The sequence below is a fragment of the Burkholderia sp. EMB26 genome (assembly GCF_024730645.1).
GTDB lineage: Bacteria > Pseudomonadota > Gammaproteobacteria > Burkholderiales > Burkholderiaceae > Burkholderia > Burkholderia cenocepacia.
The window spans coordinates 2413546-2434362 of the sequence record NZ_CP078070.1 but is presented as its reverse complement, the minus strand read 5'-3'; the positions used below and the strand labels follow the sequence as shown (position 1 = coordinate 2434362).

The 20817-nt window shown below is 66.6% G+C and carries 13 protein-coding genes and 1 tRNA gene; 7 read left to right on the top strand and 7 right to left on the bottom strand.

Annotated elements, in window-relative coordinates:
• Positions 1–394 precede the first annotated feature (394 nt).
• The 4 genes from glnA to KU887_RS11465 all read left to right on the top strand — a co-directional run bounded on the left by glnA (position 395) and on the right by KU887_RS11465 (position 6875).
• On the top strand, positions 395–1810 hold the full coding sequence (gene glnA / locus KU887_RS11480) for a type I glutamate--ammonia ligase (protein WP_006482510.1): 1416 nt from the start codon (positions 395–397) through the stop codon (positions 1808–1810).
• A 161-nt stretch (positions 1811–1971) separates the two neighbouring features.
• A complete protein-coding gene (gene glnL / locus KU887_RS11475) occupies positions 1972–3114 on the top strand; it encodes a nitrogen regulation protein NR(II) (protein ID WP_006482511.1) in 1143 nt (380 codons plus the stop codon).
• 37 nt (positions 3115–3151) lie between these two features.
• Positions 3152–4678, top strand: a complete 1527-nt coding sequence (ntrC, locus tag KU887_RS11470) for a nitrogen regulation protein NR(I) (RefSeq protein WP_012492714.1) — start codon at positions 3152–3154, stop codon at positions 4676–4678.
• A gap of 88 nt (positions 4679–4766) precedes the next feature.
• Positions 4767–6875, top strand: coding sequence for a prolyl oligopeptidase family protein (locus KU887_RS11465; RefSeq protein WP_058901615.1), 2109 nt, complete (start codon positions 4767–4769; stop codon positions 6873–6875).
• Between the two features lie 19 nt (positions 6876–6894).
• On the opposite strand, the gene xth is transcribed toward KU887_RS11465, so the two are convergent.
• Complete coding sequence (gene xth, locus KU887_RS11460) at positions 6895–7671, bottom strand: exodeoxyribonuclease III (RefSeq protein ID WP_006482552.1); 777 nt, start codon at positions 7669–7671, stop codon at positions 6895–6897.
• Between the two features lie 184 nt (positions 7672–7855).
• On the opposite strand from xth, the gene KU887_RS11455 reads away from it, so the two are divergent.
• Positions 7856–7932, top strand: a tRNA-Met gene (locus KU887_RS11455).
• 97 nt (positions 7933–8029) lie between these two features.
• On the opposite strand, the gene KU887_RS11450 is transcribed toward KU887_RS11455, so the two are convergent.
• Both KU887_RS11450 and KU887_RS11445 read right to left on the bottom strand, forming a co-directional pair.
• Complete coding sequence (locus KU887_RS11450; protein ID WP_048984728.1) at positions 8030–8833, bottom strand: DUF3472 domain-containing protein; 804 nt, start codon at positions 8831–8833, stop codon at positions 8030–8032.
• 297 nt (positions 8834–9130) lie between these two features.
• A complete protein-coding gene (locus KU887_RS11445; protein WP_006482553.1) occupies positions 9131–9823 on the bottom strand; it encodes an aspartate/glutamate racemase family protein in 693 nt (230 codons plus the stop codon).
• A gap of 165 nt (positions 9824–9988) precedes the next feature.
• On the opposite strand from KU887_RS11445, the gene dinB reads away from it, so the two are divergent.
• Entirely contained in the window at positions 9989–11164 is a 1176-nt protein-coding gene (gene dinB, locus KU887_RS11440) for a DNA polymerase IV (protein WP_006482551.1), read from the top strand.
• Between the two features lie 59 nt (positions 11165–11223).
• Here the strand turns inward: dinB and KU887_RS11435 are convergent, their stop codons facing one another.
• The 4 genes from KU887_RS11435 to fixL form a co-directional block, all read right to left on the bottom strand.
• Positions 11224–13311, bottom strand: a complete 2088-nt coding sequence (locus KU887_RS11435; protein ID WP_258250065.1) for a M3 family metallopeptidase — start codon at positions 13309–13311, stop codon at positions 11224–11226.
• A 244-nt stretch (positions 13312–13555) separates the two neighbouring features.
• Entirely contained in the window at positions 13556–14416 is an 861-nt protein-coding gene (folD, locus tag KU887_RS11430; RefSeq protein WP_006482550.1) for a bifunctional methylenetetrahydrofolate dehydrogenase/methenyltetrahydrofolate cyclohydrolase FolD, read from the bottom strand.
• Positions 14417–14658: 242 nt separating this feature from the next.
• Positions 14659–15297, bottom strand: a complete 639-nt coding sequence (gene fixJ, locus KU887_RS11425) for an oxygen response regulator transcription factor FixJ (RefSeq protein ID WP_006493245.1) — start codon at positions 15295–15297, stop codon at positions 14659–14661.
• Positions 15294–17810, bottom strand: a complete 2517-nt coding sequence (fixL, locus tag KU887_RS11420) for an oxygen sensor histidine kinase FixL (RefSeq protein WP_012492712.1) — start codon at positions 17808–17810, stop codon at positions 15294–15296. The genes fixJ and fixL overlap by 4 nt, the downstream gene beginning before the upstream one ends.
• 273 nt (positions 17811–18083) lie before the next feature.
• Here fixL and aceE point away from each other — a divergent pair, with 273 nt between their 5' ends.
• The gene (gene aceE, locus KU887_RS11415; protein ID WP_006482558.1) at positions 18084–20780 is read left to right on the top strand and encodes a pyruvate dehydrogenase (acetyl-transferring), homodimeric type; all 2697 of its coding nucleotides are present in this window, start codon (positions 18084–18086) and stop codon (positions 20778–20780) included.
• The last annotated feature ends 37 nt before the right edge of the window (positions 20781–20817 follow it).

Sequence of the window (20817 nt, the reverse complement as noted above, 5' to 3'; positions counted from 1 at the left end):
CCGTATCGGTCAAACGATCATTCTAGCGCGGCGGCACGGCACGGACGTCCGCGCGACCTGCGGCGCACGCGCGGGCCACGGGTTCACCAAAAGGGTGCAGAATGGCGCGCATGCACCAGAATGATTCGGACGCGCCGCCGCATCTCGCCGATTGCACCAATGCGGTGCGATGTCGTCGGCGTCGGTGCGGCCCCGAGCCCTGCAATTGCGCAGGCGAGCCCCGCTGCGGCGCGGGACGGCGCGATCCGCGTCGGTTTTGCGATGATTGGCACGGAAGCTGCTATATAGAATTCGGTCGAATCGGGGCGCGCTGCGCCAAAAGCAAGACCCCGGTCAGCTCGATAAACGAGGCGGTTCCCAGTCCGCCGGAATTGTTCAATCAGGAGAAGAGGTTATGAGTAAAACCGTCGCCGACGTCATGCAGCTCGTGAAGGACGAGGACGTCAAGTTTGTCGATTTCCGCTTCACGGATACGCGCGGCAAGGAACAGCACGTGTCGGTGCCGGTTTCGGCGTTTGACGAAGACAAGTTCGAAAGCGGCCATGCATTCGACGGTTCGTCGATCGCGGGCTGGAAGGGCATCGAGGCGTCGGACATGCTGCTCATGCCGGACCCGAACGCTGCCTTCATCGACCCGTTCTATGAAGAGTCGACCCTCGTGCTGACCTGCGACGTGGTCGAGCCGGCCGACGGCAAGGGCTACGAGCGCGATCCGCGTTCGCTCGCGAAGCGCGCGGAAGCGTACCTGAAGAGCACGGGCATCGGCGACACGGCCTACTTCGGTCCGGAACCGGAATTCTTCATTTTCGACTCGGTCCAGTGGAACACGGACATGTCGGGCTGCTTCGTGAAGATCAACTCGGAAGAAGCACCGTGGTCGGCCGGCAAGGAATTCGAAGGCGGCAACACGGGCCACCGTCCGGGCACGAAGGGCGGCTACTTCCCGGTCGCACCGGTCGACACGTTCCAGGACATGCGTTCGGAAATGTGCCTGCTGCTCGAACAGCTCGGCATCCCGGTCGAAGTGCACCACCACGAAGTGGCGGGCCAGGGGCAGAACGAAATCGGCACGAAGTTCTCGACGCTGGTCGAGCGCGCCGACTGGACGCAGTGGTCGAAGTACATCATCCACAACGTCGCGCACTCGTACGGCAAGACGGCGACGTTCATGCCGAAGCCGGTCGTCGGCGACAACGGTTCGGGCATGCACGTTCACCAGTCGATCTGGAAGGACGGCCAGAACCTGTTCGCGGGCAACGGCTACGCCGGCCTGTCGGAACTGGCGCTGTTCTACATCGGCGGCATCATCAAGCACGCTCGCGCGCTGAACGCGATCACGAACCCGACGACGAACTCGTACAAGCGTCTGGTCCCGCACTTCGAAGCGCCGGTCAAGCTCGCCTACTCGGCGCGCAACCGTTCGGCATCGATCCGCATTCCGCACGTGTCGAACCCGAAGGGCCGCCGCATCGAAACGCGCTTCCCGGATCCGATGGCGAACCCGTACCTGTTGTTCTCGGCGCTGATGATGGCCGGCCTCGACGGGATCCAGAACAAGATCCATCCGGGCGAAGCAGCGGACAAGAACCTGTACGACCTGCCGCCGGAAGAAGATGCAAAGATCCCGACCGTGTGCGCGGGCCTCGACCAGGCGCTCGAAGCACTCGACAAGGATCGCGAGTTCCTGACCCGTGGCGGCGTGTTCACGGACAGCATGCTCGACGCATACCTCGCGCTGAAGGAGCAGGAGCTGGCGAAGTTCCGCATGACGACGCACCCGATCGAGTTCGAGATGTACTACTCGCTCTAATCGGCGATGGCGCTTCGATTCAGCGCCGTCATGCCGGTTCGTTCCCGCCGCGCGGCTTGCGGCGGGAGCGGCGGAGTCTGAAAGGGGACGGCGTCCAGCCGTCCCTTTTTTGTTCCGACGATTTTCATTTTCTGGCCCGTTGAGGCGCGACAAGCACGCAGATGGTTCTGAAGAATCTGATCAAGGCGAAAACGGGGCAGCCCGAACGACTGACGGACGACGAGCGGCTCTCGCGCTCGGGTCTGCTGGCGGGGCTCGAAGCGCTGCCGACGGTCGTGATCGTACTCGACCGCAAGACGCTGCGGATCGCGTTCGCGAACCCGTCCGCGGAGGCGATGCTCGACATCTCGCGGCGGCAGCTCGCGCAGCGGCCGTGGGGCGAGATTTTTCCGAACGCGAACGAGCTGGCCTCGACGATCACCGCGATCGGCGAGGAACGCTTTCACGCGACGCATCTCGATACCGTGCTCGACCGGCCCGGCCGCGAACCGCTGCACGTGCATGCGATCGTCGGCTTCCTCGAGAACGCGCCCGATTTCGTGCTCGTCGAGCTGTTCGAGAACGAACGGCAGTCGCGCACCGATCGGGAAGAGCGCATCCACGACCTGACCGCGGTCAACAAGCAACTGATCCGCAACCTCGCGCACGAGATCAAGAACCCGCTCGGCGGCATTCGCGGCGCAGCCCAGCTGCTCGAATTCGAGCTGGGCGAGCGCGAGCGCGGCGAGTTGCGCGAATACACGCAGGTGATCATCAAGGAGTCCGACCGCCTGCAGACGCTCGTCGACCGGTTGCTGGAGCCGCACCGGCATCCGCACATCGTCGGCGACGTGAACATTCATGAAGTGTGCGAACGCGTGCGCGCGGTGATGCTCGCGGAGTTCCCGCGGGGGCTCACGATCGAGCGCGACTACGACGTGAGCGTGCCGGACCTGCGCGGCGACAAGGAGCAGTTGATCCAGGCGCTGCTCAACATCGTGCGCAACGCCGCGCAGGCGCTGCGCGAACGGATCGCGCAGGGCGACGCGAAGATCGAGCTGCGCACGCGCATCGCGCGCAAGGTGACGATCGCCAAGCGCCTGTACCGGCTGGCACTGGACTTGCACGTGATCGACAACGGGCCCGGCATTCCGGAAGAGATCCGCGACCGGATCTTCTACCCGCTCGTGTCCGGACGCGAAGACGGCAGCGGCCTCGGCCTCACGCTCGCGCAGACGTTCGTACAGCAGCACGACGGGATGATCGAGGTCGAAAGCCGGCCCGGACGTACCGAATTTCAGATCCTGCTGCCGCTCGACCATTGAGCGGCGACATTGCGATTCACCCATATCTGACCGACCTATGAAGCCGATCTGGATAGTAGACGACGACCAATCGATCCGCTGGGTGCTTGAAAAGGCACTCGCCCGGGACAGCTTCGCGACGAAGAGCTTCGCGAACGTGCGCGATGCGCTGGCCGCGCTCGACCACGAGACGCCGCAAGTGCTCGTGTCCGACATCCGGATGCCGGGCGGCTCGGGCCTCGAGTTGCTGCAGGCGATGCACGAGCGGCTGCCGGGCCTGCCCGTCATCATCATGACGGCGTTCTCCGATCTCGACAGCGCCGTCGCGGCGTTCCAGGGCGGCGCGTTCGAATACCTCGCGAAGCCGTTCGACGTCGACAAGGCGGTCGAGTTGATTCGCCGCGCGGTGGAAGAAAGCCTGCGCGGCGGCGCGCCGCAGGACGAGCGCGTGGCCGAGGCGCCCGAGATGCTCGGCCAGGCGCCCGCGATGCAGGACATGTTCCGTGCGATCGGCCGCCTGTCGCATTCGGCCGCGACCGTGCTGATCACCGGCGAATCGGGCACCGGCAAGGAGCTGGTCGCCCGGGCGCTGCACCGTCACAGCCCGCGCGCGAACGGCCCGTTCATCGCGCTGAACACGGCGGCGATTCCGAAGGACCTGCTCGAATCCGAGCTGTTCGGCCATGAGCGCGGCGCGTTCACCGGCGCGCAGACGACGCGGCAGGGCCGCTTCGAGCAGGCCGAGAACGGCACGCTGTTCCTCGACGAAATCGGCGACATGCCGTTCGACCTGCAGACGCGCCTGTTGCGTGTGCTGTCGGACGGGCAGTTCTATCGCGTCGGCGGGCACAACCCGCTGCGCGCGAACGTGCGCGTGATCGCCGCGACACACCAGAATCTCGAGTCGCGCGTGCGGCAGGGGTTGTTCCGCGAGGACCTTTACCACCGGCTCAACGTGATCCGGCTGCGCTTGCCGCCGCTGCGCGAACGCAGCGAGGACATCGCGCTGCTCACGCGCCACTTCCTGCAGAAGAGCGCGCGCGATCTCGGCGTCGAGCCGAAGCGCGTGTCCGACGACGCGCTCGCGTACCTGACGTCGCTGCCGTTTCCCGGCAACGTGCGGCAGCTCGAGAACCTCGCGAACTGGCTGACCGTGATGGCGCCCGCGCAGACGGTCGAGATCAAGGATCTGCCGCCCGACCTCGTGCCGGCCGGCGCGCCCGTGGCGCCCGTCGTCGCGACGGGCGACGGTGCGGACGCGCACGGCAGCGGCGGCCATGTTGCAGCGGTGCCTGCCGCGATCGGCGCGACGCCGCTGGCCGCCGCGCCCGCCGCGAGCGCGCCGAACGGCAGCGTGCCGGCCGGCTACCCGTTGTGGGAGCACGGGCTGCGCACCGAAGTCGCGCGGCTGTTGCGCGAGAACTCGGCCGACGTGATGGACGAACTCGCGCGCCGCTTCGAGGCGGCCGTGATTCGCGAGGCGCTCGACTTCACGCGCGGCCGCAAGGTCGAGGCCGCGGAGCGGCTCGGCATCGGCCGCAACACGATCACGCGCAAGATCCAGGAGCTCCATCTGGAGCCCTGAGCACGATTCGCGGCAGGCGCGGGCCCGCGCCTGCCGCGATCGGACATAATCGCGGTTTGCATGCAGCTTGCCATTCCGCCGATCCTCCATGTCCGAATCCTTCCGCTGGCCCGCCGGGGCCGACCCGTTCCGTTTCCTCGAAGCGCTCGACAGCAAGCGCGCCCGCACGTGGGTCGACGAGCAGAATGCGCGTACGCGCGCCGCGCTGCGCGACGACGATGCCTATCGCGCGCTGACCGCGCGTCTCGCGAAAGCGTATCTGCCGCGTGAACGCCCGGTGATTCCGACCCGCTGGCGCGACTGGGCGTACGACCTGTGGCAGGACGATCTTCATCCGAAGGGACTGTGGCGCCGCACGCGCTGGGCCGACTGGCGTGCCGGCCAACCTGCGTGGGAGACGCTGCTCGACGTCGACGCGCTCGGCGCCGAAGAGGGCGAGTCGTGGGTGTTCGAGCAGGAGGCGATCCTGTATCCGGACGGCGATCGCGTGCTGCTGTCGCTGTCGCCGGGCGGCGCCGATGCGGTCGTCGTGCGCGAATTCGATCTCGTCGAGCGCCGGTTCGTGGACGGCGGCTTCACGATCGACGCGCCGGGCCATCATACGGTCGGCTGGATCGACCGCGACACCGTGTACGTGAGCTGGGATCGCGGCGAAGCGCATGCGACTGCAGCCGGCTATCCGTATGAAGCGCGGCGCTGGGTGCGCGGCACGGCGCTCGCCGACGCGCCCGTCGTGTTCAGCGGCGAGCCGGACGACATCAGCGCGGGTGCGTGGTACGACCCGATCGACCGCCGCCACGTTGCGTGGCGCAGCGTCGATTTCTTCGACGCGCACGCGTACCGGCTGACCGACGCGGGCGAATGGGCGCGCTACGACGTGCCGACGCATGTCGAGGTCGGGTTCTGGGAAGGCTGGCTCGTGCTGGAGCCGCGCCTCGACTGGGATTGCGACGGTGTGTGCCACGCGGGCGGCTCGCTGCTGGCGATTCGCGAGCAGGCGTTCCTCGCCGGCGCGCGCGAATTCACGACGCTGTTCGCACCGCGGCCGACCACATCCGCCTGTACGTGGACGCACACGCGCACGACGCTGATCGCGAGCTGGCTCGACGACGTGCACAACCGTACGATGCTGTGGCAGCCGCGGCAGGCCGACGACGGGTCGTGGACGTGGGATGCGCGGCCGTTCGACTGGCCGGGAGATGCACAGATCGACGTCGAGCCCGTCGAGTCGACGCTGAACGACGAGGTGTACGTCGACGTCGACACCTACCTCGATCCGCCCGAATGCTGGCTGGCCGATCTGGCTGATCGCGCGGACGATGCGCCGTCGCGCCGCGTGCTGCTCGACCGGCCGCCGGTGCAGTTCGACGCGGCCGGGCTGGTCGTCCGCCGCGCGAGCGCGCGTTCGCGGGACGGCACGGTGGTGCCGTACACGCTGATCGGGCCGCGCGATGCGCTCGACGCACCGCCGGGCGGGGCGCGCGTCGCCCGGCCATGCCTGCTGTCGGGCTATGGCGGTTTTGCGATCCCGAACCTGCCGGGCTACAGCGATGCGTTCGGCATCGGATGGCTCGAACGCGGCGGCGTGATGGCGTTCGCGCACATCCGCGGCGGCGGCGAATTCGGGCCGCGCTGGCACACCGACGCGCAGCGTGAACATCGTCAGCGTTCGTTCGACGATTTCATCGCGGTCGCCGAGGATCTGGCCGCGACCGGCGTGACGAGTGCCGCCCAGCTCGGGATCGAGGGTGGCAGCAACGGCGGGCTGCTGGTCGCCGCGTGCATGATGCAGCGGCCGGAGCTGTTCGGCGCGGTGCTGTGCCGCGTGCCGCTGCTGGACATGCAGCGCTATCCGAAGCTGCACGCGGGCGCCGCATGGCTCGACGAATACGGCGACCCGGACGATCCGCGCGAAGGCGCGGCGCTGGCCGCGTATTCGCCGTATCACCGGGTGCGCGAAGGGGTCGTGTATCCGCCGTTGTTGCTGACGACGTCGACCCGCGACGACCGCGTGCATCCCGCGCATGCGCGCAAGATGGCGGCGCGCATGCAGGCGCTCGGTCACGGACGGGTGTGGTACTGGGAGAACACCGACGGCGGCCACGGCAGCGCGGACGATCTCGAACGCGCGGAAGCCGATGCGGCCGAATTCGGCTTCCTGTGGGCCCATCTCGGGCCGGCGCCCGCGCGGCGCTGATCGCGCGCGGGCCGGAAGATCAGCCGACGATCGCGACGACGGGCGTGTGGTCGGACGGCTGTTCCCACGTGCGCGGCGTGCGATCGACTTCGCACGACGCGCAGGTCGCCGCGAGTTCCGGCGACAGCAGGATGTGGTCGATGCGCAGCCCCGCGTTGCGGCGGAATGCCATCATCCGGTAGTCCCACCACGTGAAGGTTTTCTCGGGCTGCTCGAAGCGGCGGAACGCATCGACGAAGCCGAGTTCGATCAGCTGCGCGAAGTGCGCGCGCTCCTGCGGCGACACGAGGTTCTGGCCTTCCCATTTCGCCGGATCGTGCACGTCGCGGTCTTCCGGCGCGATGTTGTAGTCGCCGAGCAGCGCGAGCTTCGGGTAGCGTTGCAGCTCGGTGCGCAGCCACGCCTGCAGCGCGTCGAGCCACTGCATCTTGTAGACGAACTTGTCGGAGTCGAGCGCCTGGCCGTTCGGGAAGTAGGCGGACACGATGCGCACGCCGTCGACCGTCGCGGCGATCACGCGCTGCTGCGGATCGTCGAAGCCGGGGATGTTGCGCACGACGTCCGATTCGTCGACGACGAGCGTGTCGCGCGCGAGGATCGCGACACCGTTGTAGGTCTTCTGGCCCGTGAACCAGCTGCGGTAGCCGGCCGCCTCGAGATCGGCGCGCGGGAATTTCTCGTCCGGCAGCTTCAGCTCCTGCAGGCACAGTACGTCGGTGCCGCTTTGCGCGAGCCAGTCGAGCACGTGCTGTTTGCGGACGTTGAGCGAATTGACGTTCCAGGTGGCGATTTTCATGAACGGGAGGGTGCGTGCGGCGTGAATGCGAAGGCCGCCATCTTACCGCGAGCATGGGGTGCGAACGCACAAGGTCATGCAGGCTCGCGCATGTGTCACGCATCGCCGCTCGGGCAGCAGAACCGGAAATTGTGACAAAAGTATTGACGTGAGTACTTCCTCACCCTATAATTTATTTCTCTGACGCGGGGTGGAGCAGTCTGGCAGCTCGTCGGGCTCATAACCCGAAGGTCACAGGTTCAAATCCTGTCCCCGCAACCAAGCACACCAGACGATGTGCGGCGCAATTGACCGATGCGCACTTCGTCCACGAAAAACCCGGCTCCGTGCCGGGTTTTTTGTTTTCCGCGTCCGCCTGTTATTTCGGCGCGCCCGGGCTCCCGGGCAGGAAGCCGTTCTCGAGCTGATAGGTCGTCGTGTTGACCAGCGTGGCCCGTGCGTTCGGCGTGCCCGACAGTACCGCGCACTTGTCCTTCCCCGTATTCAGCCGGATCGACCGCTCGGTCGTCGGGTAGTCGACGTCCTTCAGGTAGAAATGCGGCAGTGACGTCATGTAGCGCGCGTACGGCACGCATGGCCGCTGCATCGGGTCCTTCGACGCAGCATTGAACGGAAAGTATTCGTCGAACAGGTAAGCCGAACTCGACAGGCCGCCCCAGTCCGCCGGCACCGCGATGCTGCCGGTCGGCGTCGTGGCGCCGGTGGCGACGTCCGTGATGAAGCCGTCGACGGTCGAGCGCCCATCGCTGCGATTGGCCTGCGTCACGGTGACCTGCAGCCGATAGGCATGGCCGGTTTTCCACGGGTAGGCGATCGAGCACGACGTGCCGGAACCGCCGTCGGCGCCGCCGCGGCAATTCGCCGACAGCGGCGCCGTGCCGGTGCCGAACGCGCTGAAGATCACCACGTTGGTGCCGCGGGTGCGCGGCTGGATGCCGGTGTACATCGCGTGCCCGCCATGTTGCGACGACAACTGGTTGGCCCAGTAGTAGCTGGCGTTGACCTCGGTCGGCACGACTTCAGGCGTGATGTCCCACGTCATGCGATCGAAGCCGTCGCTGGGCGTCGTGGCGGCCGATGCGGCGATATTCGGGTCGGCATGCGCGTTGAGCGTGGCCGACACGGCAAGCAGCGCGCCGAATACGGTGCTGAGTCTTTTCATGTTCCTGTTTCCCGTTGGTGGAAAAAGAGACCGCGACGAGCAGCGTCGATTGCGGTGGCGCTGCTCGCGTACCAATTTGCAGTCACTTTATTACCAAGGGACAAGCCGTCGTGTCGACGCGTCCGTGTGAACCGGGCGCGTGATGCGCGGGTCGTTCGTGCCGGGCCCCGTGTGACGGGCGAGAGCGGGGCGTCGGGCGAGCCGCGACGCGTACGTCGGGAGAGTGAATCCCGGCGCACGAAACAATGCGGCGACGCCATTCGGCGACGCGTGTCGGTACGCGACGGCGTGTGTCGTTCAGCGCGCCGCCCACTCGACGGCCGCTTTCGCATGCAGCGCGGTCGTATCGAATACCGGCAGCGGCGAGTCGTCCGCACCGATCAGCAGCGTGATTTCCGTGCAGCCGAGGATCACCGCCTGTGCGCCGCGCGTGGCCAGTGCGTCGATGATCGACACGTACGTCGCGCGCGATTGCGCCGAGATGACGCCGTGGCACAGCTCGTCGTAGATGATCCGGTGCACGTCGTCGCGCCCGGGTTCGTCCGGCACCAGCACGTCGAGCCCGAACTTCTCGCGCAGCCGCGCCGCGTAGAACGGCAACTCCATCGTGTAGCGCGTGCCGAGCAGCGCGACGCGCTCGACGCCCGCGGCGCGCAGCGCGCTGCCGGTCGGATCGGCGATGTGCAGGAACGGCAGTGTCACCGCGGCCTCGATCGCGTCGTGCACCCGATGCATCGTATTGGTCGTCAGGACGACGAGGTCGGCGCCCGCTGCTTCGAGTTGCCGCGCGGCGTCGGCCATCCGCTCGCCGAGCGCGGCCCAGTCGTGCGTGCGTTGCAGCGCCTCGATGTCGGCGAAGTCGACCGTGACCAGCACGCTCTTCGCGTTGTGATGCCCGCCGTGCAATGCCTTCGAGTGCCGGTTGATCATCCGGTAGTACTCGGCCGACGATTCCCAGCTCATGCCGCCGATCAGTCCGATCGTCTTCATCCGTCACCTTTGCGTTTCGTGTCTCGCGGCAGACGAGTATAGGTGTCGCTGCCCGTGCCCGGCCGGTACGATCCGCGCGAACCGGGCCGGTACGGCGCAGCCGGTTGCGCGTGGCCGGCTACGGGCGGCCGGCTTCGGCCGCACGCGGCAGTTGAAACCGGCACTGTGTTTTTGTACAGTATCGGCACCGTGAGCCCGACCACCATTCCGCCTGCCGATCCGCACGCGCCGCCGCCCGGCGACGCGCCGCCGCGCATGCGCAAGATCATTCATTGCGACTGCGACTGCTTCTACGCGTCGGTCGAGATGCGCGACGACCCGTCGCTGCGCAACCGGCCGCTCGCGGTCGGTGGCCGTCCCGACCAGCGCGGCGTGATTGCGACCTGCAACTACGAGGCGCGGCGCTACGGCGTGCATTCGGCGATGTCGTCGGCGCTGGCGATGCGCAAGTGTCCGGACCTGCTGATCCTGCCGTCCGCGATGGACAAGTATCGCGCGGCGTCGCGGCAGATCATGGCGATCTATCGCGACTACACGCCGGACGTCGAGCCGCTGTCGCTCGACGAAGCCTATCTCGACGTCAGCGGGTCCGAACGTTGCCAGGGCAGTGCGACGCTGATTGCGCGCGAGATCCGCGAGCGGGTGCGCGAGACGGTCGGCGTAACCGTGTCGGCGGGCGTTGCGCCGAACAAGTTCATCGCGAAGATCGCGTCCGACTGGAACAAGCCCGACGGGCTGTTCGTCGTGCGGCCGCACGAGATCGATGCGTTCGTCGCGGCGCTGCCGGTGCGCAAGCTGCACGGCGTCGGCAAGGTGACGGCCACGCGGCTCGACCGGCTCGGCATCCAGACCTGCGCGCAGTTGCGCGACTGGCCGCTGATCGACCTGCACCGCGAGTTCGGCGCGTTCGGGCGGCGGTTGTACCAGCTGTCGCGCGGGATCGACGAGCGGCCGGTGCAGGCCGACCAGGAGCGCAAGTCGGTCAGCGTCGAGACGACCTACGTGACCGACCTGACGACGCTCGAGCAATGCGCGGACGAAATCCGCCGCCTCGTCGTGCAACTCGACGCGCGGATCGAGCGCGCGGGCGCCGTGCGGTCGATCCGCAAGCTGTACGTGAAGATCCGCTTCGCCGATTTCCAGCGCACGACGGTCGAGTGCGTGGCCGATGCGACTAACGCCGAGACGGCCGTCACGCTGCTCGCGAAGGGGTTGCTGCGGCGCGCGCAGCCGGTTCGGCTGCTGGGCGTCGGCGTGCGCATCGACGAGGACACGGCCGAGCGCCACGGGCAATTCCTGCTGTTCGACGACGAAGTGGGCGACGGCACGTCCGCGCCATGAAAAAGGCACCGCCGAAGCGGTGCCTGTCGATGCGGCCGGACGAGCCGGGCTACGCGCGCTCAGTGCGCGGACGCGGCCATCCCGTTGTGGCGCAGCAGCGCGTCGATCTGCGGCTCGCGGCCGCGGAACGCCTTGAACGATTCCATCGCTGGACGGCTGCCGCCGACCTCGAGGATTTCGCGGCGATAGCGCGTGCCGGTTGCCGCGTCGAGCACGCTGCCGCTGGCGGCGGCCGCTTCCTCGAACGCCGCGTACGCATCGGCCGACAGCACTTCGGCCCACTTGTAGCTGTAGTAGCCGGCCGCATAGCCGCCCGCGAAGATGTGGCTGAACGTGTTCGGCCAGCGCGAGAACGGCGCCTGCGGGATCACGTGATAGCGCTCGTTGATCTCGCGTGCGAACGCGGTCACGCCGGTGGTGCCGGCCGGGTCGAAGTCGACGTGCAGCAGCATGTCGAACATCGAGAACACGATCTGGCGCAGCGTGCCGAGCCCGCTCTGGAAGTTCTTCGCGGCGATCATCTTGTCGAACAGTTCGCGCGGCAGCGACGCACCCGTGTCGACGTGCGACGACATCGACGACAGCACGTCCCATTCCCAGCAGAAGTTTTCCATGAACTGCGACGGCAGTTCGACCGCATCCCATTCGACGCCGTTGATGCCCGACACGCCGAGCTCGTCGACGCGCGTGAGCATGTGGTGCAGCCCGTGGCCGAATTCATGGAACAGCGTGATGACTTCATCGTGCGTGAAGCACGCGGGTTTGCCGCCGACCGGCGCGGAGAAGTTGCAGGTCAGGTACGCAACGGGCGTTTGCACGTCGCCGCCGCGCTTCGCGCGCGACCGCGCGTCGTCCATCCACGCGCCGCCGCGCTTGCCTTCGCGGGCGTACAGGTCGAGGTAGAACTGCGCGACGAGCGAGCCGTCGCGGTTCTCGACGCGGAAGAAGCGCACGTCCTTGTGCCACACCGGCGCGTCGTCCGGCTTGATCCGCACGCCGAACAGCGTTTCGGTGACGGTGAACAGGCCCTTCAGCGCGGCCGGTTCCGGGAAGTACTGCTTGACCTCGTTTTCCGAGAACGCATAGCGCTGCTGGCGGAGTTTTTCGGCCGCGTACGCGACGTCCCACGGGGCGAGTTCGGCGAGGCCGAGCTCCTTCGCGGCGAACGTGCGCAGTTCGTCCCAGTCCTTGTCCGCGTGCGGGCGGGCGCGCGTCGCGAGATCCTCGAGGAATGCGATCACCTGCTGCGGCGATTCGGCCATCTTCGGCGCGAGCGACACTTCGGCGAAATTGCGGTAGCCGAGCATCTGCGCCTCTTCGCGGCGCAGCTTCAGCTCGTCGGCGACGATCGCCGTGTTGTCCCATTCGGCCTTGCCGTCGCCGTATTGCGGCCCGAGCTCCGACGCGCGCGTCGCATAGGCGCGGTAGAGCGTCTCGCGCAGCGCGCGGTTGTCCGCGTACTGCAGCACCGGGAAGTACGACGGGAAATGCAGCGTGAATTTCCAGCCTTCCTTGCCGTCCTTCTGCGCGGCTTCGCGGGCGGCCTCGATCGCGTCGCCGGGCAGGCCGGCCAGCTCGGCTTCGTCGTGGGCGAAGTACGCGTACGCGTTGGTCGCGTCGAGCACGTGATCGGAGAACGCCTTCGACAGCGCGGCCTGCTGTTCCTGCAGTTCCGCGAAGCGCGGCTTCTGGTCCTCCGGCAGCTCGGCGCCCGACAGGCGGAAGTCGCGCAGCGCATTGTCGAGGATCTTCTTGCGCTCGGCCGACAGCGTCGCGTATTCGGCGCTCGCGGCGATCGCCTTGTACTTTTCGTACAGCGCGAGATTCTGGCCGACGCTCGACCAGAATTCGGTCACGCGCGGCAGGTTTTCACCGTACGTAGCCCGCAGTTCGGGCGTGTCGGCGACCGCATTCAGGTGGCCGACGATGCCCCATGCGCGGCCGAGCGGCTCCGTGGCCCGCTCGACCGTCTCGACGACGGCGGCCCACGTCGACGGCGTGTCGCTCGCGCTCGCGGCTTCGACGGCGCGGCTGGCGGCATCGAGCAGCGTATCGAGCGCGGGCGTCACGTGTTCCGGGCGGATCTCGCCGAAACGGGGCAGGCCGGAGAAGTCGAGGAGCGGATTGGTGTTGGCGCTGGCGGACATAAGACTCCCTGTCTGTTGCCGGATGAACCGGGATGAAAAGGGTAACGGCGGCGGCGCGCGAACGCGCCCGATACCGACATTATTGGGGCGCATCGTGCGCTTTCCAATCGTTAGTTTCTAATGACGCGATTGACGCAGGGTCGGATGCGCAGCGGGGCGCGCCGGCTGGCGCGATGCAGCCGGGCGATTGCGGCTGGCGAGACACCGGCGCACGGAAGCGCGCGCCGGCTGGGCGGGTGGCGCGTCAGGCCGCGGCGGCCGCGGCGCGTTCGGCGGATTCGATCGTGTTGATCAGCAGCATCGTGATGGTCATCGGACCGACGCCGCCCGGCACCGGCGTGATGTAGCCGGCGACTTCCTTCACGCCCGCGAAATCGACGTCGCCGCACAGCTTGCCTGCGTCGTCACGGTTCATGCCGACGTCGATCACCGTCGCGCCCGGCTTCACCATGTCGGCGGTCAGGATGTTGCGCTTGCCGACCGCGGCGACCACGATGTCGGCCTCGCGCGTATGCGCGGCGAGGTCGCGCGTCTTGCTGTGGCAAATCGTCACGGTCGCGCCGGCGTCGAGCAGCATCATCGCCATCGGCTTGCCGACGATGTTCGAGCGGCCGATCACGACCGCGTTCGCGCCCTGCAGCGCAATGCCGTGCGCTTCGAACATCTTCATCACGCCGTACGGCGTGCACGGGCGGAACAGTGGCTTGCCGGTCATCAGCGCGCCGGCGTTCGCGACGTGAAAGCCGTCGACGTCCTTTTCCGGCGCGATCGCCTCGATCACCTTGTGGCTGTCGATGTGCGCGGGCAGCGGCAACTGGACGAGGATGCCGTGGATCTTCGGGTCGCGGTTCAGTTCGTCGATGCGCGCGAGCAGGTCGGCTTCGGACAGCGTGGCCGGGTACGCATCCTTCAGCGAGAAGAAGCCGTTGTCCTCGCACGCCTTGATCTTGTTGCGCACGTAGACTTCGCTCGCCGGATTTTCGCCGACGAGGATCACCGCGAGACCGGGCTGGTGGCCGCGGGCGGTCAGTGCGGCGGCGCGCTCGGCGGCCTGACCGCGCAGGGTCTTCGAGAGGGCGTTGCCGTCGATGAGGAGGGCTGTCATGGTGGTGGGTCCTGCCGGGAAGTTGGAATGCGGGCGTACGACGCGCGAAGCGCCGTAGCAAAGCACGTAATTATACCGTTCGCCTGCTGCCGTCCGACAGCGAATCAACGGGAAGCGTCATGGCCGCGGCGCGTGCGCGCCGGGAGGAACGGCCGCCGCCGCGCGAGTGGGCCGCATCGCGCGGGGCGGCAAATACCGGTTGCGGGCCGGGCGGGCCGTGCCGCCGCGGCCGGAGCACCCGCTCAGGCCTGCTTCTTCGACAGCGCGAGGCGCAGCAGGTCGGCCACCGTGTTGACGTTGAGCTTTTCCATGATGTTCGCGCGGTGCGCCTCGACCGTCTTGATGCTGATGCCGAGGTCGTCGGCGATCTGCTTGTTCAGGCGGCCGGCGATGATCCGCTCCAGCACCTGCTGCTCGCGCGCGGTCAGCTTCGACAGGCGTTCGCTCGCGGCACGCTGTTCCTGGACGCTCTTGCTTTCGCTTCGGGCCTTGTCGAGCATCCGCTCGACGAGCTTGCGCAGCTCGGCTTCGTCGAACGGTTTCTCGATAAAGTCCATCGCACCCTTTTTCATCGTCGACACGGCCATCGGCACGTCGCCGTGACCCGTGACGAAGATGATCGGCAGCGCGGCATTGTCGGCGATCAGGCGTTCCTGCAATTCGAGGCCGCTCATGCCCGACATCCGCACGTCGAGGATCAGGCACGCGATCTGGCCGGCCTGCTGCGCCGGCTGGTAGGCATCGAGGAACTGCTCGGCGCTCGAGAAGCATTGCACGCGATAGCCGTTCGCCTCCAGCAGCCAGCGCAGCGAGTCCCGTACGGCCTCGTCGTCGTCGACGACAAAGACGGTTTCCTGAGTGGTGGTGACAGGGCTATTCATAGTTCTCCCGTAACGGTATGTGATGCCGATGCCTCGCGCCCCCCTTGGCCGAGATCAGCGGGTTCCCCAATGGGCAGGCTGCAGTGGAACGTCGCGCCGGAAATGCGGCCATCCGGCTCGACGTTGTTGACCACCCACAGACGCCCCCGATGCGATTCGATGATCGAACGGCAGATGTTCAGCCCCATGCCCATGCCATCGGACTTGGTGCTGTAAAACGGTTCGAACAGGCGCTCGGCGGTCGCTTCGTCGACGCCCGGGCCCTGGTCGATCACACGGATGTCGACGAAGCCCGCATCGATATCGGCGACGACGCGGATCACGCCGTCCGCCGACGCCGGCTTCACGTCGGCCATCGCCTCGGCTGCGTTCTTCATCAGGTTCATCAGCACCTGTTCGATCAGCACGGGGTCGACATAAATAATAGGCATTCTTGCGAGGATTTCCGTGACGATCCGGATCCTGCGCTTTCTGGCCTCGATTTCGGCCAGCCCGACCGCATCGGCGACGATGTCCGCGACCCGTGCCGGCTGGCGCTTCGGCTCGCTGCGCTTCACGAATTCGCGGATCCGCTTGACGATCATCCCCGCGCGCAGCGCCTGCTGCGCGGTCTTTTCCAGCGCGGGCTGCAGCGTCTCGGGCGTGCCGCGGCCGCTCTTCACGAGCGCGAGCGTACCCGAGCAGTAGTTGTTGATCGCGGCGAGCGGCTGATTCAATTCGTGAGCAATCGACGACGCCATTTCACCCATCGTCATCAATCGGCTCGTGAACTGCAGCTTTTCTTCCTGCTGATGGGCGAGCTCCTGCGCTTTCTTGCGGGTCGTGATGTCGGTCGCGATCTGCATCTGCGCGAGGTGGCCGTCCACCCACTGGATGTACTGGCGGCGCACCTCGAACCACTTCTGGATGCTCTCGACGTACACCTCCTGCGCATCGGCGGTGCTGCTCGTCAGCGCGGCGGCCGGCAGCCCCGCGAACGCGTCGACCATGTCGATCGAGTCGGACGACGCCTGCGCGCGGTCGAAGCCGCCGCCCGACAGCTCCAGGTGGCCGTCCGGACGAATGCCGAACAGGTGGCGGTAGTAGCGGTTCGCGAACAGCAGCTCGGCTTCGTCGGCGGCGAGCACCGACACCGCGGCGTCGAGGCTTTCGAGCACCGTCGTGAAGCGTTCGTGCGCGGCGGCGAGTTCCTCGCGTGCGCGCTTCGGCTCGGTGATGTCGGTCATCGACGACATCCAGCCGGTCTGGCGGCCCGAGCTGTCGATCAGCGGCGACACGTACAGGCGCGCATGGAACAGCGTGCCGTTCTTGCGCCGCACGCGCAGCTCGAAGCCCGAGCTCGGCGCCTTGCCGCGCAGCGTCATGTCGAGCTGGCGCTGCATTTCCGGGTACGCGTCGCGCGGCCAGTACGGGAACGGTGCGACCTTGCCGACGAGATCGGTTTCGTCCCAGCCCGTCATCCGGCAGAAGGCAGGGTTCACGTGCGTGATGCGGCCGTGCATGTCGAGCACGCGCATGCCGATCAGCACCGAGTTTTCCATCGCGCGGCGGAAGAACGCTTCCGCGTACAGCGCCTGCTGCGCCTCGAAGCGCTGGCGCGTGTGCTTCCACAGGCTCCAGAGGCTCCACAGCACGAAGCACGACAGGCCGGCGACGAGCCACACGAGCGTGTTGTTGGTCAGGTTGGTGAGCTGCGGGAACGCATACACGCGCACCGTCAGCCCCTGGCCGGGCGGGTCGAGCGGCAGATCGTAGTGGGAGTCGCGCGGCAGGCGCGGGCGTGTCGACGTGGACGACAGTTCGCGGTTGTTCGAATCGGTGATCGAGATCTTGTACTTCGACGACAGTTCCTGCGGGATGTCGTGCTTCAGGATGCCCTCGACCGAGAACACCGCGGCGATCGAGCCAAGATAGTCGCGGTCGCCGCGCATCACGGGCGTCTGCAACGTGATGAAGCCGTTACCGAAGTCGTCGTAGATCAGCGGCGAATAGGCCTGGCGGCGCGTGCTGCGCGCCTCGTCGTACGCGCCGCGCACGGCGTCCTGCATCTGCGCGTCGCCGGGCTTCGCGAGGCGCTGGCCGAGCAGTGGCGGATGCACGGTGGGCCAGCGTTGCACGCCGGGCGCCGTATACCAGTTCAGGTAAAGGATTTCCGGATGCGTCTGCATCACGTCCGCGACGGCCATCTGGAATGCATTCTGGTCGAGACGGCCGGACGCGAGATCGCGCGACAGCGCCTGCAACTGTTCCTGCGCGCCCGTCATCGACAGGCGGATCTGCTGCTGGGCCCACGCGACGTTGCGAAACAGGGTGTCTTCCTGCTGCTGCTGTTCGCGCCGGTTCAGGCTCCACAGGATGAGGCTCATCACCACGAGGAACACCAGGATCGACAGCAGCGGCGTCAGCAAATAGGAATTGGACCACCACGGTCCGTGGTGCCAACGGGACGGCTGCGACTCCGCCGGCGGGCCCGGCGGTCGCGCCGAGCGTGCGAAAAGCCGATCGGTCAACATGGCAGGATTGTAGCGCAGCGCAATACATGGAAAACCTATACCGGATATGTTGAACGGAAACGGTTTTGTTCCGACGAGACGTGCCGGAGAGCCCCGAAATATGGGTGCAGCGCAGCAATATTCCGCATTACGAGAAAAGATCTCACAATTCGAAAATTTTGTTGCGCGGGCCCGTCCACGCTCATTACAATCCGCTGGAGCTTGCCCGCAGCCGGCCGCGTCGCGTCGTCTGCACGAGAGCGATCCTCACATTCCAGGACCCAGGAGACGAGAATGTCCGCTGTACCGAACGAAGTGATGAAATATGTCGCCGCCGAACGTGACGACGACCCGCAAGAAACCGTCGAGTGGCTGGAGTCGCTCGATGGCGTGATCTCCTCCGTGGGCACTGGCCGTGCGCATTACCTGATCGAAAAGCAGATCGAATTCGCCCGCATGCACGGCGAACACCTGCCGTTCTCCGCCAATACCCCGTACATCAACACGATTCCGGTCGAAGCCCAGGCGAAGATTCCGGGCGACCAGGACATCGAGCACCGCATCCGTTCGTACACGCGCTGGAACGCGCTGGCGATGGTGCTGCGCGCAGGCAAGGACACGAACGTCGGCGGCCACATCGCGTCGTTCGCGTCGGCCGCGACGCTCTATGACGTCGGCTACAACCACTTCTGGCACGCAGCGTCCGACCAGCACGGCGGCGATCTCGTGTTCGTGCAGGGCCACTCGTCGCCGGGCGTGTACTCGCGCGCGTTCCTGCTCGGCCGTCTGTCGGAAGAGCAGCTCGACAATTTCCGCCAGGAAGTCGACGGCAAGGGCATCTCGTCGTACCCGCACCCGTGGCTGATGCCGGATTTCTGGCAGTTCCCGACCGTGTCGATGGGTCTCGGCCCGATCATGGCGATCTACCAGGCGCGCTTCATGAAGTACCTGGAGTCGCGCGGCATCGCGAAGACGGAAGGCCGCAAGGTGTGGGCGTTCCTCGGGGACGGCGAGACGGACGAGCCGGAATCGCTCGGCGCGATCGGCATGGCGAGCCGCGAGAAGCTCGACAACCTCGTGTTCGTGATCAACTGCAACCTGCAGCGTCTCGACGGCCCGGTGCGCGGCAACGGCAAGATCATCCAGGAACTCGAATCGGAATTCCGCGGCGCCGGCTGGAACGTGATCAAGGTCATCTGGGGCAGCCGCTGGGATGCGCTGTTCGCGCGCGACAAGTCGGGCGCGCTGATGCGCCGCATGATGGAGTGCGTCGACGGCGAATACCAGACGTACAAGTCGGAGTCGGGCGCGTACGTGCGCGAGCACTTCTTCAACACGCCTGAACTGAAGGCGCTGGTCGCCGACTGGTCGGACGACGACATCTGGGCGCTGAACCGCGGCGGTCACGATCCGCACAAGATCTACGCGGCGTTCCACGAAGCCACGAACACGAAGGGCGCGCCGACCGTCATCCTCGCGAAAACCATCAAGGGCTACGGGATGGGCGAGTCGGGCCAGGCGATGAACATCACGCACCAGCAGAAGAAGCTGCCGGTCGAGCAACTGAAGAAGTTCCGTGACCAGTTCCGCCTGCCGATCACCGACGAGCAGATCGCCGACGTGCCGTACCTCAAGTTCGAGGAAGGTTCGAAGGAACTCGAATACATGCGCCAGAAGCGCATGGACCTCGGCGGCTACCTGCCGCACCGCCGCGAGAAGGCGACGTCGCTGCCGGTGCCGGCGCTCGACGCGTTCGAGCCGCTCTTGAAGGGCACGGGCGAAGGCCGCGAGATCTCGACGACGATGGCGTTCGTGCGGATCCTGAACATCCTGCTGAAGGACAAGGCGCTCGGCAAGCGCGTCGTGCCGATCGTCCCGGACGAATCGCGTACGTTCGGCATGGAAGGCCTGTTCCGCCAGATCGGTATCTGGAACCAGGAAGGCCAGAAGTACGTGCCGGAAGATTCCGACCAGCTGATGTTCTACAAGGAATCGCAGACCGGCCAGATCCTGCAGGAAGGCATCAACGAAGCGGGCGGCATGTGCGACTGGATCGCGGCGGCGACGTCGTATTCGACGCACGGCGAGATCATGGTGCCGTTCTACATCTTCTACTCGATGTTCGGCTTCCAGCGGATCGGCGACCTCGCGTGGGCCGCGGGCGACATGCGTTCGCGCGGCTTCCTGCTGGGCGGCACGGCGGGCCGGACGACGCTGAACGGCGAAGGCCTGCAGCACGAAGACGGTCACTCGCTGCTGTGGGCGGCCTCGGTGCCGAACTGCGTGAGCTACGACCCGACGTTCGGCTACGAACTCGCGGTGATCATCCAGGACGGCCTGCGCCGCATGGTGCAGGAGCAGGAAGACGTGTACTACTACATCACGGTGATGAACGAAAACTACGAGCACCCGGCGATTCCGCAGGGCGAGCACGTGGCAGCCGACATCATCAAGGGCATGTACGCGTTCAAGAAGGCCGACGCCGACAAGAAGGCGCCGCGCGTCCAGCTGCTCGGCGCGGGCACGATCTTCAACGAAGTGATCGCCGCCGCCGACCTGCTGAAGAACGACTGGGGCGTCGCCGCCGACCTGTGGAGCGTGCCGAGCTTCACGGAACTCGCGCGCGAAGGCCATGAGGTCGAGCGCTGGAACCTGCTCCATCCGACCGAGGAGCGTCGCCTGTCGCACGTGCAGAAGTGCCTGAAGGACACGCAGGGCCCGGTCATCGCATCGACCGACTACGTCCGTGCGCTGGTCGACCAGATCCGTGGCCAGATCGATCGCCGCTTCGTCGTGCTGGGCACCGACGGCTTTGGCCGTTCGGATACCCGCGAGAAGCTGCGTCACTTCTTCGAGGTCGACCGTCACTGGGTCACCGTCGCCGCGCTCAACGCGCTGGCCGACGAAGGCACGATCGAGCGCAAGGTGGTCGCGGACGCGATCGCCAAGTACAACCTCGATCCGTCCAAGCCCAACCCGATGACCGTTTAACGCACACGCCGTGTGATGCCGCGCGCCGCTCCCGCGA